General features: G+C 67.7%; 12 protein-coding genes. 10 read left to right on the top strand and 2 right to left on the bottom strand.

Features of this window, described 5'->3' with window-relative positions; translation table 11 throughout:
* Positions 1–180 precede the first annotated feature (180 nt).
* Positions 181–2,466 (top strand): bifunctional diguanylate cyclase/phosphodiesterase, encoded by a 2,286-nt coding sequence (locus ASF61_RS10625; protein ID WP_056155060.1) that lies wholly within the window; start codon positions 181–183, stop codon positions 2,464–2,466.
* A gap of 156 nt (positions 2,467–2,622) precedes the next feature.
* Here the strand turns inward: ASF61_RS10625 and ASF61_RS10620 are convergent, their stop codons facing one another.
* Both ASF61_RS10620 and ASF61_RS10615 read right to left on the bottom strand, forming a co-directional pair.
* Positions 2,623–3,081 carry a CBS domain-containing protein gene (locus tag ASF61_RS10620; RefSeq protein ID WP_056155057.1) on the bottom strand — a complete coding sequence of 153 codons (459 nt, stop codon included), beginning with the start codon at positions 3,079–3,081 and terminating at the stop codon, positions 2,623–2,625.
* Between the two features lie 195 nt (positions 3,082–3,276).
* Entirely contained in the window at positions 3,277–4,662 is a 1,386-nt protein-coding gene (locus tag ASF61_RS10615) for a YihY family inner membrane protein (protein ID WP_056155054.1), read from the bottom strand.
* Between the two features lie 112 nt (positions 4,663–4,774).
* Here ASF61_RS10615 and wrbA point away from each other — a divergent pair, with 112 nt between their 5' ends.
* The 9 genes from wrbA to ASF61_RS10570 all read left to right on the top strand — a co-directional run bounded on the left by wrbA (position 4,775) and on the right by ASF61_RS10570 (position 16,149).
* Positions 4,775–5,398 (top strand): NAD(P)H:quinone oxidoreductase, encoded by a 624-nt coding sequence (gene wrbA, locus ASF61_RS10610; protein ID WP_156369522.1) that lies wholly within the window; start codon positions 4,775–4,777, stop codon positions 5,396–5,398.
* Between the two features lie 23 nt (positions 5,399–5,421).
* Positions 5,422–5,829 (top strand): DUF2069 domain-containing protein, encoded by a 408-nt coding sequence (locus ASF61_RS10605; protein ID WP_056155048.1) that lies wholly within the window; start codon positions 5,422–5,424, stop codon positions 5,827–5,829.
* Positions 5,826–7,244 carry an FAD-binding oxidoreductase gene (locus tag ASF61_RS10600; protein WP_056155046.1) on the top strand — a complete coding sequence of 473 codons (1,419 nt, stop codon included), beginning with the start codon at positions 5,826–5,828 and terminating at the stop codon, positions 7,242–7,244. Before ASF61_RS10605 ends, ASF61_RS10600 begins: the two co-directional genes overlap by 4 nt.
* A 23-nt stretch (positions 7,245–7,267) precedes the next feature.
* Entirely contained in the window at positions 7,268–7,771 is a 504-nt protein-coding gene (locus tag ASF61_RS10595) for a DUF4124 domain-containing protein (RefSeq protein WP_156369521.1), read from the top strand.
* Positions 7,771–10,344: an FtsX-like permease family protein gene (locus ASF61_RS10590; RefSeq protein ID WP_056155043.1), complete on the top strand. Its 2,574-nt coding sequence runs from the start codon at positions 7,771–7,773 to the stop codon at positions 10,342–10,344. The genes ASF61_RS10595 and ASF61_RS10590 overlap by 1 nt, the downstream gene beginning before the upstream one ends.
* A complete protein-coding gene (locus ASF61_RS10585) occupies positions 10,344–11,435 on the top strand; it encodes a lipocalin-like domain-containing protein (RefSeq protein ID WP_056155040.1) in 1,092 nt (363 codons plus the stop codon). The genes ASF61_RS10590 and ASF61_RS10585 overlap by 1 nt, the downstream gene beginning before the upstream one ends.
* A gap of 26 nt (positions 11,436–11,461) precedes the next feature.
* The gene (locus tag ASF61_RS10580) at positions 11,462–13,384 is read left to right on the top strand and encodes an ABC transporter transmembrane domain-containing protein (protein ID WP_082491434.1); all 1,923 of its coding nucleotides are present in this window, start codon (positions 11,462–11,464) and stop codon (positions 13,382–13,384) included.
* Between the two features lie 24 nt (positions 13,385–13,408).
* The gene (locus ASF61_RS10575; protein WP_056155039.1) at positions 13,409–14,497 is read left to right on the top strand and encodes a low specificity L-threonine aldolase; all 1,089 of its coding nucleotides are present in this window, start codon (positions 13,409–13,411) and stop codon (positions 14,495–14,497) included.
* A gap of 98 nt (positions 14,498–14,595) precedes the next feature.
* On the top strand, positions 14,596–16,149 hold the full coding sequence (locus ASF61_RS10570) for a DEAD/DEAH box helicase (RefSeq protein ID WP_056155485.1): 1,554 nt from the start codon (positions 14,596–14,598) through the stop codon (positions 16,147–16,149).
* The last annotated feature ends 16 nt before the right edge of the window (positions 16,150–16,165 follow it).

Genomic DNA, 16,165 nt, shown 5'->3' with positions numbered 1-16,165 from the left:
AGTTCCACATTCTAACAGCCCGGCAAGGCGCTGCGTGGCCGCAGTCATTGTTGCAATGATGCCGCTCGCGGGTCCCCGCAGGCGCAGTGCCGGGTCGATAATGGGGAAATTCGAGTTGTTTTAAACAATAGGCTATATACTTACTCAAGAGAAAACCGAGCAATCCTGGAGACGCGACACATGCCCCAACCGATCACCCCTCCTGGCCAGCGCGACATCGCGGCAACGGCCAAGGATGATCAAGACGACCTGGTATTCCTCGACGAGCAGCCTGCGGAACCGACCGATGCCAGCGCCACCGGCGTCTGGCGGGTGATGATCGTCGATGATGACGAAGATGTCCATTCGACCACCACTTTTGCTCTCGGCAATCTCGACATGCAGGGCCGGCCGCTGGAATTCCTGCACGCGTATTCGGCCGCCCAGGCCCGCGACCTGCTGCGCAGCGAAGACGACATCGCCGTCATCCTGCTCGACGTGGTGATGGAGCAGGACGACGCCGGCCTGCACCTGGTGCGCCACATCCGCGAAACGCTCAAGCTGGCCGACGTGCGCATCATCCTGCGCACCGGCCAGCCCGGCTACGCGCCCGAGATCGACGCCATCCGCGATTTCGACATCAACGACTACAAGACCAAGTCCGAGCTCACCCGCATCAAGCTGTACACGACCGTGACGTCGGCCATCCGCTCTTACGAACAGATCCGCAAGATCGACGACAGCCGGCGCGGCCTGAACCAGATCGTGCACGCCAGCACCGAGCTGATGGCGCTGCACGGCGTGCAGGACTTCGCCACCGGCGTGCTGGCCCAGATCGGCGACCTGCTCGGCATTGCCGCCAGCGGCGTCTTGTGCGTCAAGGACTGCCCCGGCGACGGCGACTGCGACGAGCTGATGGTGATGGCCGCCTGCGGCCGGTACGCCCATCTTGGCCGCAACGCGCTGCAGCAGCACGCGCCGCTGGCCGACAGCCGCCTGCGCGCGCTGATGGAACAGGCGATGGCGCAGCAGCGCAATGTCTATGCGGCGGACGCCATCACGCTCTACTTTGCCGGCAAGGCCAGCCGCGATTTCGTGGCCTGCCTCGATGTCGCGCAAGCGCCCACCGACATCGACGAACGCCTGCTCGACGTCTTTTGCGGCAACGTGGCTGTCGGACTGGACAACGTGGAACTGGTCAGCCACCTGCACGACGCGGCGTTCTACGACCAGTTGTCGAAACTACCCAACCGAACCCGGTTGCTGGAAATGCTCGAGGAACGGCTGGCCGCTGCAGCCCAGCCGGGGCACGACCAGGCCACGCTGGCGCTGGTCGATCTCGACCACTTCGCCGAGACCAATGACGCGCTGGGCCATCAGTTCGGCGATCTGCTGCTGGTATCGGTGGCCAACCGGCTGCAGGCCGAACTGGGACGACAGGTAACGGCGGCGCGCATCGGCGGCGATATCTTCGCGCTGCTGGGCGACTCCAGCGTGGTGACGCCGGCCGTGCTGCTGGCGATGTTCCAGCGGCCGTTCCGCATCGACGGCCAGGACGTGCAGATCTCGGCCACGCTGGGCCTGGTGCGCCTGGACGACCACGAAGGCACCGGCGGCGATGCGCTGAAGGACGCCGACATCGCCCTGAAACGCGCCAAGTCGCAGCAGCGCGCCGGCTACTGCTATTTTTCTCGCGCGATGGGCGTGGAAATCCGCGAACGGGTGCGCATGATGCACGCGCTGCGCACGGCCTTCGGCCAGCGCCAGCTGTTCGTCATGTACCAGCCGCAGATCGACCTGGAAACCCGCCGTCCGGTGGGCGCCGAAGCGCTGCTGCGCTGGCAGACCGAAGACGGCAAGTTCGTCTCGCCCGACCGCTTCATTCCGATTGCCGAGTATTCCGGCCTGATCATCGACCTCGGCGAATGGGTGCTGCGCACCGCGTGCCGCGAACTGGTGGCCGTGCGCGCTGCCGGCCACCTCGACTTCGTCATGTCGGTCAATGTCTCGCAGGTGCAGTTCCGCCATCCGCATTTCCTCGACATGCTGCGCCGCGCGCTCGAGGAAACCGGCGCACCGCCGCGCAACATCGAACTGGAGATCACCGAATCGATGGCGATGGAAGAGCCGGACCTGCTGATCGAGATGCTGGACCAGATCAAGGAAACCGGGGTATCGATTGCGATCGACGATTTCGGCACCGGCTTTTCGTCGCTGTCCTATTTGCAGCGCCTGCAGGTGGACAGGCTCAAGATCGACCGCACGTTCGTGACCGAAATTACCGGCTCGGCGCGCGGGAGCAGCATCGCCGAGATGGTGATACAGCTGGGACGCAACCTGGGATTGACGGTGATTGCCGAAGGCGTGGAAGACGAACGCCAGGCGCACATTTTGCACGCCCTGGGCTGCCCGCTGGCGCAAGGCTTTCTGTTCGCGCGCCCGATGAAGGCGGACGCGCTGGCGGACTGGCTCAATGGTGGCCGCTGACGCTGGCAGCCGCCGGATCCGGCACGCAAGCAAACGCGCTACACCGTCGCGCGCGATGCGCCATCGCCGTCACTAGCGCAGTCTCAACGCCGTCCGAGCGGCACGGCGGCGGCGCGCGCGGGCCGCGCAGCAGCCTGTGCGCGCCGCTGCCCTCTTTCAATCAGGGTGGTTTTCGGCCTGGTCGCCAGGCCAGTCACGGATGTACGCCTTGAGCATGCGGTTCTCGAAGCTTTGCGCTTCCAGCACCGCGCGCGCCACGTCGTAAAACGAGATCACGCCCAGGATGGTCTTGGCATTCATCACCGGCAGATAGCGCGCGTGCTTTTCCAGCATGATGCGGCGCACTTCATTGACCTCGGTATCGGGCGTGACCGTGATCGGGTAGTCGTCCATGTGCTTGCGCACGGTGCCGCCGCCGATATTGCCGGCATTGTCGTGCAGCGCGCGCAGCACTTCACGGAACGTCAGCATGCCGACCAGGTCGCCGAATTCCATGACGACCAGTGAGCCGATGTCCTTTTCCGCCATGATGTCGGCTGCTTCGGCCAGGGGTTGATCGGGCGAGATGGTGTAAAGGATGCTGCCTTTGACCTGCAGGATTTCGGAGACTTTCATGTTTGACCGTCCTGTCCGCTGAGAGGCTTCGTGGGTTGAAGATGTCATTGTTTATTGTAATGATTAAGCTGTAAGAAATGTAGCTTATGCCAGTCGAAAAATCCAGCGCCGCGCCCCGGCACTGCGCACGATTTTGCTGCGCACGGGCAGACTATTTATGCTGCGTCGCAGCGAAGCAGGCCCGCAGAAGCTGGCTCAGCGGCAATCGACGGGACCGAAATGGTCGGCGACGCTTTTGCCGAGGCCGGTTTCGACAGCACTTTCCACCACGCGCGCCAGCTGGGCCGCTTCGCGCGCGGCCTGCCGGTCGCGCTCGTCGCCATCGCCGATCTGGTCGTCGATCACGCCGGCATTGACGGCCATGCCGCCGAACACGAACAGGCGGTAGACTTCGGCCAGCGTAAGCTTGTCGACATTGGCCAAGAGCACCCAGTGGTCGCTGCCGTCGGACACCCGCTTGCCCCATTGCACGCGGCGTGGCGCCGGCACCTGGACCCGCCCCACCCAGCCTTCGGCCAGCATTTTTTCCAGCAGCGTATCCATCTCGTCGAAGCCGAGGCGGGTACGGCTGCGGATGGCGCCGGCGCTGACCAGCGCGGTATCGCCGCACTTGCAGGCCAGATACAGCACCTTCAGGATCGCCATCGCATCGACGAATTCGCCGCCGGGCTTGGCTTCGTGCCACCAGCGCTCGTACTTGACCACCGGCAGCGCCGCCACCAGCAAGGCGCCGACCAGCGTGATTACCCACGACACATAGATCCATACCAGGAACAGCGGCAAGGCCGCCAGCGCGCCATAAATCTTGGAATACGTGGGGAACTGGGTAATGAAGATGGCAAAGCCGCGCTTGGCCAGTTCGAACGCCACCCCGGCCACCAGCCCGCCCCAGGCCGCGTCGTGCCAGTCGACGTCGCGATTGGGCACGGCCACGTACAGCAAGGTGAAGCTGACCGTGGTCACGGCCAGCGAGGCAAACGTGTACACGATGGCGCCCAGCACCGGTATCTTGTCGAACAGGTCGGACGTGGCCATGAACACGGTGGACGACAGCGTGAGCGAGACCCCGATCAGCAGCGGCCCCAGCGTGATGATGGCCCAGTAGACGAGTATGCGACGGGTCCAGCTGCGCTCTCCGCGCACGCGCCAGATGCGGTTGAACACGCGCTCGATCAGGTTCATCATCGCGATCGACGTGAAGATCAGCGCCACCGCACCGACCGCCGACAGCCGCGTCGCCTTCGACGCAAACATGGTCAGGTAGTTGAGGATGGTGGCCGAAATCGTCTTCGGCATCACGCTCTGCACGAAATACGCTTCCAGCGACGCGCGGAAGGTATTGAACATGGGGAAGGTCGTGAAGATGGCCAGCGCGATCGTCAGCAGCGGCACCAGCGCGAACACGGTGGTGAAGGTCAGGCTGCCGGCCACCTGCGGCAGGCTCTCCTCGCGCAGGCGGCGGTGGGCGAACAGCACCAGGTCGCGCACCTCGGACCACGACAGGGCGCGCACGGTCTCGACGCCATTGCGGCAACTGCGCAGCAGATACAGGAAAATCGGTTGTATATATTTTTGGAACATGAGCGATAATCGGATTTCAGGCACTGCCGGGCGGTCGATGTGGTCGGTGCAAGGGATACTCATACCGATACTCACACCGCCAGCGCCCGCTTAACCCCCTATAATAACCGCGATGACTGCACCGAATCTGATTATTCTTGTCCTGTACTACTCGCGTCACGGCGCTACACGCAAACTGGCCGAGCTGATCGCCCAGGGCATCGAGAGCGTACCGGGCTGCGATGCGTGCCTGCGCACCGTGCCGGCCGTCTCCACCGTCACCGAGGCGACCGCGCCCGACGTCCCGTCCGACGGCGCGCCGTATGTCGAGGCGGACGACCTGCAAGCGTGCGCCGGCATCGCGGTGGGCTCGCCGACCCGCTTCGGCAACATGGCCGCGTCGATGAAGTATTTTTGGGACGGCACCTCGAGCGCGTGGCTGTCCGGCGCCCTGGCCGGCAAGCCGGCCTGCGTGTTCACGTCCACCGGCAGCCTGCACGGCGGCCAGGAATCGACGCTGCTGACCATGATGGTGCCGCTGCTCCACCACGGCCTAGTGGTGCTGGGCCTGCCCTACACCAATGCCGAGCTGATGACCACCGCCAGCGGCGGCACCCCGTACGGCGCCAGCCACTGGGCCGGGCTCGATGGCGCGCGCCCGATCACCGACGACGAAAAGCGGCTGGCCATCGCCCAGGGCCGCCGCCTGGCCGAAACCGCCGTCAGGCTGGCCGCCCCCCTGCCACTGCGCGCCTAGCCGACCGTGACACGGAGATCGCCATGCACACCACCATGCACAAGTATTTCCACTGGGGCGCCGTCGGCAGCCTGGTGCTGCTGATCGCCTGGTGCGTGCTGTGGGAAATGGCGATCGCACCGCTGAAACCGGGCGGCTCCTGGCTGGTGCTCAAGGCCGCGCCGCTGCTGCTGCCGCTGTACGGCGTCTGGAAGCGCGACCTGTACACGCTGCAGTGGACCTCGATGATGATCCTGCTGTACTTCACCGAGGGCGTGGTGCGCGGCTGGAGCGACACCGACCGCGACACTGCCTGGCTCGGCTGGGGCGAGGCCATCATCGTCTGCGTGTATTTCGTCTGCGCACTGCTGTACCTGCATCCGTACAAGCGCGCCGCCAAGAAGCTGGCCAGGGAACTGCTCGACAAGGTAAAGGTCAACAAGGTCAAATGACGGATACCGCCGGCGCCTTCCTCGACCAGTGCCGCGCCATCGTCGGCGCGCCCCACGTGCTCGAACTCGACACCGACAAGGCCGCGTTCCTGACCGACCAGCGCGCGCGCCACACGGGCCGGGCGCTGGCCGTGCTGCGACCGGCCACCACCGCGCAGGTGGCGGCGCTGGTGCGCGCCTGCGCCCGCTCGCGCGTGCCGATCGTGCCGCAAGGCGGCAATACCGGCCTGGTACTGGGCAGCGTGCCGGACACCGGCGGCCGCGCCGTCCTGCTGTCGCTGGCGCGCCTGAACGCCGTGCGCCAGGTCGATCCGGTCAACCGCACCATGATTGTCGATGCCGGCTGCATCCTGCACGACGTGCAGCAGGCCGCTGCCGCGCACGGCTGCCTGTTCCCGCTGTCGCTGGCAGCCGAAGGCAGCTGCACGATCGGCGGCAACCTGGCCACCAATGCCGGCGGCACGGCGGTGCTCCGTTACGGCAACACGCGCGAGCTGTGCATGGGCCTGGAAGTGGTGACGCCGCAGGGCGAGATCTGGAACGGCTTGCGCGGCCTGCGCAAGGACAATACCGGCTACGACCTGCGCGACCTGTACATCGGCGCCGAAGGGACGCTGGGCGTGATCACCGGCGCTGTCCTCAAGCTGTATCCGCAGCCGAAGGCGGCGATCACCGCGCTGGCGGCCATGCCCTCCCCGGCCCATGCGCTGCGGCTGCTGAGCCTGATGCAAGACTACTGCGGCGCCAGCCTGACCGGTTTCGAGCTGATGTCGCGCTACTGCCTGCAGCTGGTGGCGCAGCAATTCCCGCAACTGCCGCAACCGTTTGCACCGCCGCCCCCGCAATCGGTGCTGCTGGAACTGTCGAGCAGCGAATCCGAGCAGCACGCCGTCGGCCTGCTGGAACGGGCCATCGGCGCGGCGCTGGACGGCGGCGTCATCGACGACGCCGTGGTGGCCACGTCGATCGCTCAGTCCACCGGCCTGTGGCAGCTGCGCGAACATATTCCGCTGGCCCAGGCCAGGGCCGGAAAGAACATCAAGCACGATATCGCGCTGCCCGTCTCGCGCATCGCCGATTTCATCGCTGCCACCGGGCCCAGGCTCGAGGCGGCCTTCCCCGGCTGCCAGCTCGTGTGCTTCGGCCACGTCGGCGACGGCAACCTGCACTACAACGTGGCGCCGCCCGCGGGCGTACCGCACGAACAGTTCCTGCACCGGCAGGACGAGGTCAACCGCGTGGTGTACGACAGCGTGGAAGCGTTCGGCGGCTCGATCTCGGCCGAGCACGGCATCGGCGCACTCAAGCGCGACGCGCTGGTGCGCCACAAGTCGGCGGTGGAACTGGACCTGATGCGGACCATCAAGGCTGCGCTCGACCCGCTCGGTATCATGAATCCCGGTAAAATTTTATGAACGGGACCATCATGACTTTCTGCATGTTCACTTCTCCGTCCTCCAGTCGCCCCGCCCACGTCCGCTCGCATCGCAGCGGACCATCGGGTCTACTCTCGACCGCGCTGCTTGTCGCCAGCGCGCTGCCGCTGGCCCCGGCTGCTGCGCAGGACATCCACAAGTGCCTGGTCGATGGCAAGCTCAGCTACAGCGACCGGCCCTGCCCGCAGTCGGCGACATCGGCCAGCACCCTGGCGCGCCAGGCGGCGCCGCCCGCCGACCCGGCAGCAGCGGCCAGCCTGACCCGCATGCGCAAGGAAGCGCTGGCGCTCGAGAAATCGCGCCTGGCGCGCGAGGACCAGCAAGCGAAGCAGGACGCCAAAGTCGCGCAGGCAGCCGCGGTCCGCCAGCGCCGCTGCGACAAGCTGCGCCTGCAGCGCCAGTGGGCCGACGACGACGCCCGCCGCGCCAGCGGCAGCAACAGCGACGCCGCCCGCACCAGGGCGCGCCGCGCTGCCGACCTGCTGGCCCTGGAGTGCGGACGCTGATGACGACCATGGCGCCGGGACGCTTGCGAAGCTGGCTGCTGCTCGGCGAGTGGCGCGCGCACCCGGTGCGCACGCTGGTGGCGGTGGCGGCAATCGCCATCGGCATCTCGCTCGGCTTTGCCATCCACCTGATCAACGCGGCCGCCTTCAACGAGTTCTCGTCCGCCATCAAGGGCCTGTCGGGCGTGGCCGACGTGCAGGTGCGCGGCACCGAACCGCTGTTCGACGAAGCCGTCTACCCGCTGCTGGCAACGCTGCCCGGCGTGGCGGTCGCCTCGCCCGTGCTCGAGCTGGAAGCCTCGGTGCCCGGCCAGCGCACTGCGCTCAAGATCATCGGCATCGACGTCTTCCGGGCCGGCTTCGTCACCCCCGACCTGGTTGGCGCGCCGGACGAGGCGCATTTGCAGGACACGCTGGCCGACGACGCGATTTTCCTGTCGCCGTCCGCCGGCCAGTGGCTGGCGGCAAAAGCGGCCGAACCATTGCGCTTCCAGCTCGGCGTGGGCACAGTGGCGCTGCGGTATGCGGGGCCGCTGCAACGCGCGCGCGCGGGCCAGCGGCTGGGCGTGATGGATATCGGCGCCGCCCAGTGGCGCTTCGACCGGCTGGGCAAGCTGTCGCGCGTGGATCTCAAGCTGCGCGACGGCGTCAACCGCGACACATTCAAGCAGATGCTGCAGCAGCAGCTGCAGCGCGACTATCCGGGCCGTTTCCTGGTCAACCAGCCCAACGACGAAGACCAGAGCAGCCGCAACGAGGGCATGAGCCGCGCCTACCGCGTCAACCTGACCGTGCTGGCGCTGGTGGCGCTGTTTACGGGGGCCTTCCTGGTATTCTCCACCCAGGCCCTGTCGGTGATCCGGCGCCGCAGCCAGTTCGCACTGCTGCGCGTGCTGGGCATGGAGCGGCGGACGCTGCTGCGCCAGATCCTGCTCGAAGGGCTGTGCCTGGGCATGCTGGGATCGGCGATCGGTATCGCTGCCGGCTACGGTCTGGCCGCCGCCGCGCTGCATTTCATGGGCGCCGATCTGGGCGCCGGCTTTTTCTCGGGCGTGCGCCCCACCGTGCACTTCACACCGGTAGCTGCCGGCGTGTATTTTGCGCTCGGCGTCACCGTCGCCCTGCTCGGCTGCGCGGCCCCGGCGTGGGACGCGGCGCGCGCCAAGCCGGCCGTGGCGCTCAAGTCCGGCACCGAGGAGGCGGCCATTTCGCGCCTGGCGACCGTGTGGCCGCCGCTGGCCGGCATCGCGCTGGCCGCACTGCTGTCGCAGGCGCCGCCCGTCTTCGAACTGCCGATCTTCGGCTACCTGTCGATCGCCTTGCTGCTGGTGGCGGTGATCGCGCTGATGCCGCGCCTGGCGGGCGCCGTGTTCCGCGCCGCGCACCGGCGCTGGAATACGCTGGTCGCCGGCCGACCCGGCGCCTCACCGGTGCTGACGCTGACGCTGGCGCGGCTGGCCAATGCATCGAGCCAGGCCGGCATTGCACTCGGCGGGGTGCTGTCGAGCTTTAGCCTGATGGTGGCGATGGCCATCATGGTGACCAGCTTCCGGGTGTCGCTCGACGACTGGATGCGCCACATCCTGCCGGCCGACATCTATGTCAGCACCGTCAGCGGCGGCGCCACGGCCGGCTTGCGCCCGGCCGAGCAGGCAGCGATCGCCGCCCTGCCCAGGGTGGACGGCACCGACTTCCTGCGCGTGCAGCCGATCGCGCTGGCGGCAGGCCGCCCGGCAGTGGCGCTGATCGCCCGCAACGTCGATGCTGCCGATCCGGGCAAGGTGCTGGCCCTGGTCGGTGCAAGCCGCGCACCTGGCGCCGGCGAGCCGCCGCCCGTGTGGATCTCGGAAGCGATGGTCGATCTGTACGGCATGCAGGCAGGCAGCCGGATCGCGCTGCCGCTGGCAGGACGCCAGCACGCGTTCACGGTCGCCGGCGTCTGGCGCGACTATGCCCGGCCCACCGGCTCGATCCAGATGCGCCTGAGCGACTATCGCGCCATCACCGGCGACCAGGACACCAGCAGCGTCGCGCTGTGGCTCAAGGATGGCAGCGCCGGCCTGGCGGCCGCCCAACGGGCCCTGAAAGCGCTGCCGTTCGCCGCCACGCTCGATATCAGCACGCCGTCGGACATCCGCGACATGTCGATGAAGATCTTCGACCGCAGCTTTGCCATCACCTATCTGCTCGAGGCGATCGCCATCGTCATCGGCCTGTTCGGCGTGGCTGCCACGTTTTCGGCGCAGACGCTGGCGCGGTCCCGGGAATTCGGCATGCTGCGCCACGTGGGCGTCACGCAACGCCAGATCCTCGCCATCCTGGCCATCGAGGGCGGTGCGCTGACGGCGCTCGGCATCGTCACCGGTTTCGTGCTCGGCTGGGTGATCAGCCTGATCCTGGTGTTCGTGGTCAATCCGCAGTCGTTCCACTGGACCATGCAGCTGCACCTGCCCTGGGGCCTGGTGGCGGCGGTGGCAGCGCTGCTGCTGGCTGCGGCGGCCCTGACCGCGCTGCTGGCAGGACGCCAATCATTGTCGGGCGGTCCGATCCGCGCCGTGCGGGAGGACTGGTGATGACCATTGTACGAATGCTGCTGACCGCGCTGGTCCTGCTGTTCACCGGCGCCGGAATAGCCATGGCAGCCGCGCCGCAATTTGCGCCGGTCACACCGCTGGCGCCCGGCGCCACGCTGCGCTTCCCGGCCGATTTTGGCGCCCATCCCGACTACAAGACCGAGTGGTGGTACGTCACCGGCTGGGTCGATACGGCGGACGGCAAGTCGCTCGGCTACCAGGTCACCTTCTTCCGCAGCGCCAGCGATCACGACCGCGCCAATCCGAGCCGGTTCGCGCCCAAGCAGCTGATCATCGGCCATGCGGCGCTGTCGGACGCCGCCAACGGCAAGCTCCTGCACGACCAGCGCAGCGCGCGCGAGGGACTGGGCCTGGCCTACGCCAGAGTCGGCGAGACCGACGTCAAACTGGACGACTGGCGCATGGCGCGCCGGCCCGACGGCAGCTACGCGGTGCACGTGGACGCCGCGCAATTCAGCCTGGAACTGACGCTGGCGCCATCGCAGCCGGTGCTGGTGCAGGGCGTCGGCGGTTTTTCGCGCAAGGGGCGTCTGCCCGCGCAGGCCAGCTACTACTACAGCGAGCCGCAGCTGCGCACCACCGGCACCATCACCCGGGCCGGCAAACAGGTCGCCGTGCAAGGTCGTTCCTGGCTCGACCACGAATGGTCGTCGCAGGTGCTGGACGCCGAGGCGGCTGGCTGGGAATGGATAGGCGCCAACCTCGACGACGGCGGCGCCCTGATGGCTTTCCAGATCCGCAGCAAGACAGGTGATAAACTATGGGCCCACGCGACATGGCGCGACGCTTCCGGTAAGATCACGCAGTTTGCGCCGGAACAGGTGGCATTCACGACCCTGCGACGCTGGCGTTCGCCCCGGACCAGGGCCGAATATCCGGTGGCCTTGCGCCTGACCACGGGCGCCACCATCTGGCAGGTGGACCCGCTGCAGGACGACCAGGAACTCGACTCGCGCCGCTCGACCGGCGCCGTGTACTGGGAAGGTGCGGTGACGCTGCGCCGCGACGGCCGGCGCGTGGGCCGCGCCTACCTCGAACTGACGGGCTATGTCCGCGCCATGAAATTGTAGTAGTTGAGATAACCGATAAGCCACACATGACCAACAGCACCGCAGCCGGCAAAAATGCCGGCACAAATGTCGGCACGCATGCCAGCCTGAGCGCCAGCAGCAGCGCTAGCAGTACCCTCGGCAGCACGCCTGCTGCGCCATCGACCGCGCGCGTGGCCGAAAAAGGCAGCCTCGCCACCCTGCGCGGCCTGCTGCCGTTCCTGGCGCCGTACAAGCGGCGCTTTGCCATGGCCGGTCTGGCGCTGCTGGTGGCGGCCGCGGCCACGCTGGCCATTCCGGCCGCGTTCAAGCAGATGATCGACCTCGGTTTCGGCGCCGCCGCCGGCGCCGGTAGCGTCGGCGACAAGAGCATCAAGCACGTGGACCTGGTGTTCCTGGCGCTGTTCGGCCTGGCCACGGTGCTGGCCCTGGCCACGGCTGCGCGCTTTTACACGGTGTCGTGGCTGGGCGAGCGCGTGACCACCGACATCCGCGACGCCGTGTACCGCCACGTGGTCACCCAGAGCCCCGAATTTTTCGAGACCACGCAGACCGGCGAAGTCCTCTCGCGCATTACCACCGACACCACGCTGATCCAGGCCGTGGTGGGCACCAGCATCTCGATGGCGCTGCGCAATTCGCTGCTGTTCATCGGCGGCCTGGTGATGCTGTTCGTGACCAGTCCCAAGCTGTCGGCCATCATCATCGGCCTGCTGGTGCTGACGGTCCTGCCGATCATCATCTTCGGCCGCCGCGTGCGCAAGCTGTCGCGCGATTCGCAGGACCGCGTGGCAGACGCCTCGGCCATGGCCGGCGAAATCCTCAACGCCATGCCCACCGTGCAGGCGTTCACCCACGAGCAGATCGAATCGCGCCGCTTTACCGCCTCGGTCGAAGGCGCCTTCCAGACCGCCATGCGCCGCATCCGCGCGCGCGCCATGCTGACCATGATCGCCATCGTGCTGGTGTTCGGCGCCATCGTGTTCGTGCTGTGGCTGGGCGCGCACGCCGTGCTTAACGGCGAGATGACGGGCGGCGACCTCGGTCAGTTCATCCTGTACGCCTCGATCGTGGCCGGCGCCATTGGCGCGCTGTCGGAAGTCATGGGCGACGCCCAGCGCGCCGCCGGCGCCACCGAACGCCTGCTCGAGCTGATGGCCGTCAAGTCGGCGATCGAGGGGCCGGCGACCCCGCTGGCGCTGCCGCCGCGCGCCGCCAACGGCGCATCGCTGAGCCTGGAAGATGTCACCTTCCTGTATCCTTCGCGCCCCGAGTCGGCAGCGCTGACCAGCCTCTCGCTCGATATCCGTCCCGGCGAGACGGTGGCCGTGGTCGGACCGTCGGGCGCCGGCAAGACCACGCTGTTCCAGCTGTTCCTGCGCTTCTACGATCCGCAGCATGGGGCCATCAAGCTCGATGGCGTCGACATCCGCCAGCTCGACCTGCACACGCTGCGCGGCGCCATCGGCATCGTGCCGCAGGACACGGTGATCTTCTCGGCCAACGCCATGGAAAACATCCGCTACGGCCGCGCCGATGCCAGCGACGCCGACGTCATCGCCGCCGCAAAGATGGCGGCCGCCCACGAATTCATCGAGCGCCTGCCGCAGGGTTACCAGTCCTTCCTGGGCGAGCGCGGCGTCCGCCTGTCCGGCGGCCAGCGCCAGCGCATTGCCATCGCGCGCGCCCTGCTGAAAAACCCGCCGCTGCTGCTGCTCGACGAAGCCACCAGTGCGCTCGATGCGGAATCGGAGCGGCTGGTGCAAAGCGCGCTGGAAGCGGCCATGGTCGGCCGCACCACCGTCATCATCGCCCACCGCCTGGCGACCGTGCAGCGTGCAGACCGCATCATCGTCATGGAAGACGGCAGGATCGTCGAAACCGGCACCCACGCCGCGCTGGTGGCGCTGGGTGGCATCTACGCCAACCTGGCGGCGCTGCAGTTCCACAGCGGACTTGCCGCCCACTGAAACACGCGGACGTGAGGGGCCACCATGAACGACACGGCACTGCGCCAAACCTGCCACACGATACTGCCCGGCCACCGGCAGCCGACACCGGCGCAGCTGTTTGCCGCCATGTCCGACTGGTGCCAGGCCAACAACGTCACCCACGATGTGTATGGTTGCGGCGCGCTGATCGAGGACTTCGAATCCAGGGTAGCAGCCCTGCTGGGGTACCCGTCCGCGCTGTTCTGCATCACCGGGACCATGGTGCAGGCGACTGCGCTGCGCCTGGCCTGCATGGAACGCGGCAGCCAGATGGTGGCGCTGCACCCGACCGCCCACATCCTTCGCCACGAGCGCGGCAACCACCAGTTGTTCGATCATTTCAAGGCATTGCCGCTGGGCGACCCGCAGCGTCCCTGGGGCGTGGCGGACCTGCAAGCGGTACCCGACAAGCTGGGCGCGGTGCTGCTGGAACTGCCGATGCGCGAACTTGGCGGCCAGTGCCCGTCCTGGGACGAACTGGCTGCCATCAAGGATGACTGCCGCACCCGCGGCATCCACCTGCACATGGACGGCGCGCGCCTGTGGGAGACGGCGGCCGGGTATGGCCGCGACGTGGCGCAGATTGCCGCCGGTTTCGACACCGTCTACGTGTCGCTGTACAAGGGCATCGGCGGCATGGGCGGCGCCATGCTCGCCGGCGACACCGTCTTCATCGACCGCGCCCGTGAATGGTTCCGGCGCCAGGGCGGCAATGTGTACCAGCGCACGCCGTACGTGGTGGCAGCGGCGATGCAGTTCGACGCGCGCCTGGCCGCCATGCCCGACTACTTCCGTCGTACGCAATGGTTGTACCAGCAGCTTGCCAATTACCCGCTGCTGACGCCCAACCCGGCCCGCCCGCAAGCCAATATGCTCCACCTGCATTTGCCGGTGGGGCGCGACCAGGCGCTCGGGATCCGCAACCGCATCGCCGGCGAGCATGGCGTGTGGCTGTTCAACGGCGCCCAGCACGCGGCGCTGCCGGAGCACTGCTACGTGGAGCTGTACGTGGGCGACAACCTGCTGCACCTGCCCGACGACCGCGTGCACGAGATCCTCGGGCTGTGGTCGGCCGCGCTGGCCGGCCACTGAACGCCGGCAGCCCAAGCCCGGGCGCTGCATCTCGCTATCGCGCAAAGCAGGCGAACCGGCTACACTGCGCGCTGTTGAACGATATCACCGCACACATCATGACTTTCCAAGCACTGGGCCTGATCGCCCCCCTCCTGCAGACGCTCGATACCCTGGGCTACCGGCAGCCGACGCCGGTCCAGCAGCAGGCGATACCTGCCGTGCTGGCAGGTCGCGACCTGATGGCCGCCGCGCAGACCGGCACCGGCAAGACCGCCGGCTTTGCCCTGCCCATCCTGCAGCAATTGCTGCTGGCAGGCGAAAACGCCCCGGGCGCCGCACGCTGCCTGGTGCTGGCGCCCACGCGCGAGCTGGCCGAACAGGTGTTCGAGAGCTTCCGCACCTACGGCGCCAGGCTGCCGCTGCGCGCGGCCGTGGCCTACGGCGGCGTGCCGATTGCGCCGCAGATTGCCCGGCTGCGCAAGGGCGTGGACGTGCTGGTGGCCACGCCGGGCCGGCTGATCGATCTGCTCGACCAGGGCGCGGTGAGCTTCGCGCAGCTGCAAACGCTGGTGCTGGACGAGGCGGACCGCATGCTCGATCTCGGTTTCGAGCGCGATCTCGACATCCTGCTGGCCGCGCTGCCCCGTCAGCGCCAGACCCTGCTGTTCTCGGCCACGTTCTCCGACCGGGTCCGCCAGCTGACCAGGGGCATGCTCAAGGATCCGGTATCGGTGCAGGTGGAAACGAGCAATGCGAGCGCCAGGACGGTGCGCCAGTGGCTGATCCCGACGGACAAGCGGCGCAAGCCGGAACTGCTGCTGCACCTGCTCGACAAGTTCGGCTGGCGCCAGGTGCTGGTCTTCGTCAAGACCCGCAAGGGCGCCGAGCAGCTGGTCAAGACCCTGCACGCGCACGGCATCACGGCCGATACCATCCACGGCGACAAGACCCAGCCGGCGCGCCTGAAGGCGCTGGCGCGCTTCAAGAAGGCCGAGGTGCAGCTGCTCGTGGCAACCGACGTCGCCGCGCGCGGCCTCGACATCGAGGCGCTGCCGCAGGTGGTCAACTTCGACCTGCCGTCGGTGGCTGAAGACTACATCCACCGCATCGGCCGCACCGGTCGCGCGGGCCTCGACGGCGAGGCAATCTCGCTGGTGTGCGCCGACGAGGCGGACATGCTCAAGGCGATCGAAACGCTGACGCGCCAGGTCATCGCGCGCTTCGAGGAACCGGGCTTCGAAGCCGACCACCGCGTGCCGGAAACGGCGCCTGCCGCAGCCGCTGCGGCGGCAGCGAAAAAGGCGGCGGCCGCGGCGCCGGGCAAGAAGAAGCGGCCGTTCACGGGACCGGCGGGCGGCAAGGCGGCGCGCGCCCCTGCTGGTTCGCCCGCTGGCGGGCAGAAACCTGTCAGCACTTCGACTGGCAAGGCTGGCGCCCCGGGCGCCAACGCCAGGACCGCAGCGGGCAGCGGTACGCCTGCGCCGCGTCATCCGTCTGCACCCGCGCAGGCGGGGACCAAACCTGGCGCCCGGTCGGCCGCCAGGTCTGCCGCGCCGCAAGGCGCCATCGTCGTCACCGCGGGCCGCGGCGCCAAATCGCTGGCGCGCGCCGCGGGCAAGGTGACGGCGCAGGCGGGCAATCGGAAAACCAGGTCGGGTCCGCGCTCCTGATAGAATGGCAGGTTTT

This window comes from Duganella sp. Leaf126, from assembly GCF_001423125.1.
GTDB lineage: Bacteria > Pseudomonadota > Gammaproteobacteria > Burkholderiales > Burkholderiaceae_D > Rugamonas.
Note: the sequence above shows the minus strand (reverse complement) of the source record. Positions and strands in the feature narration are given on the sequence as shown.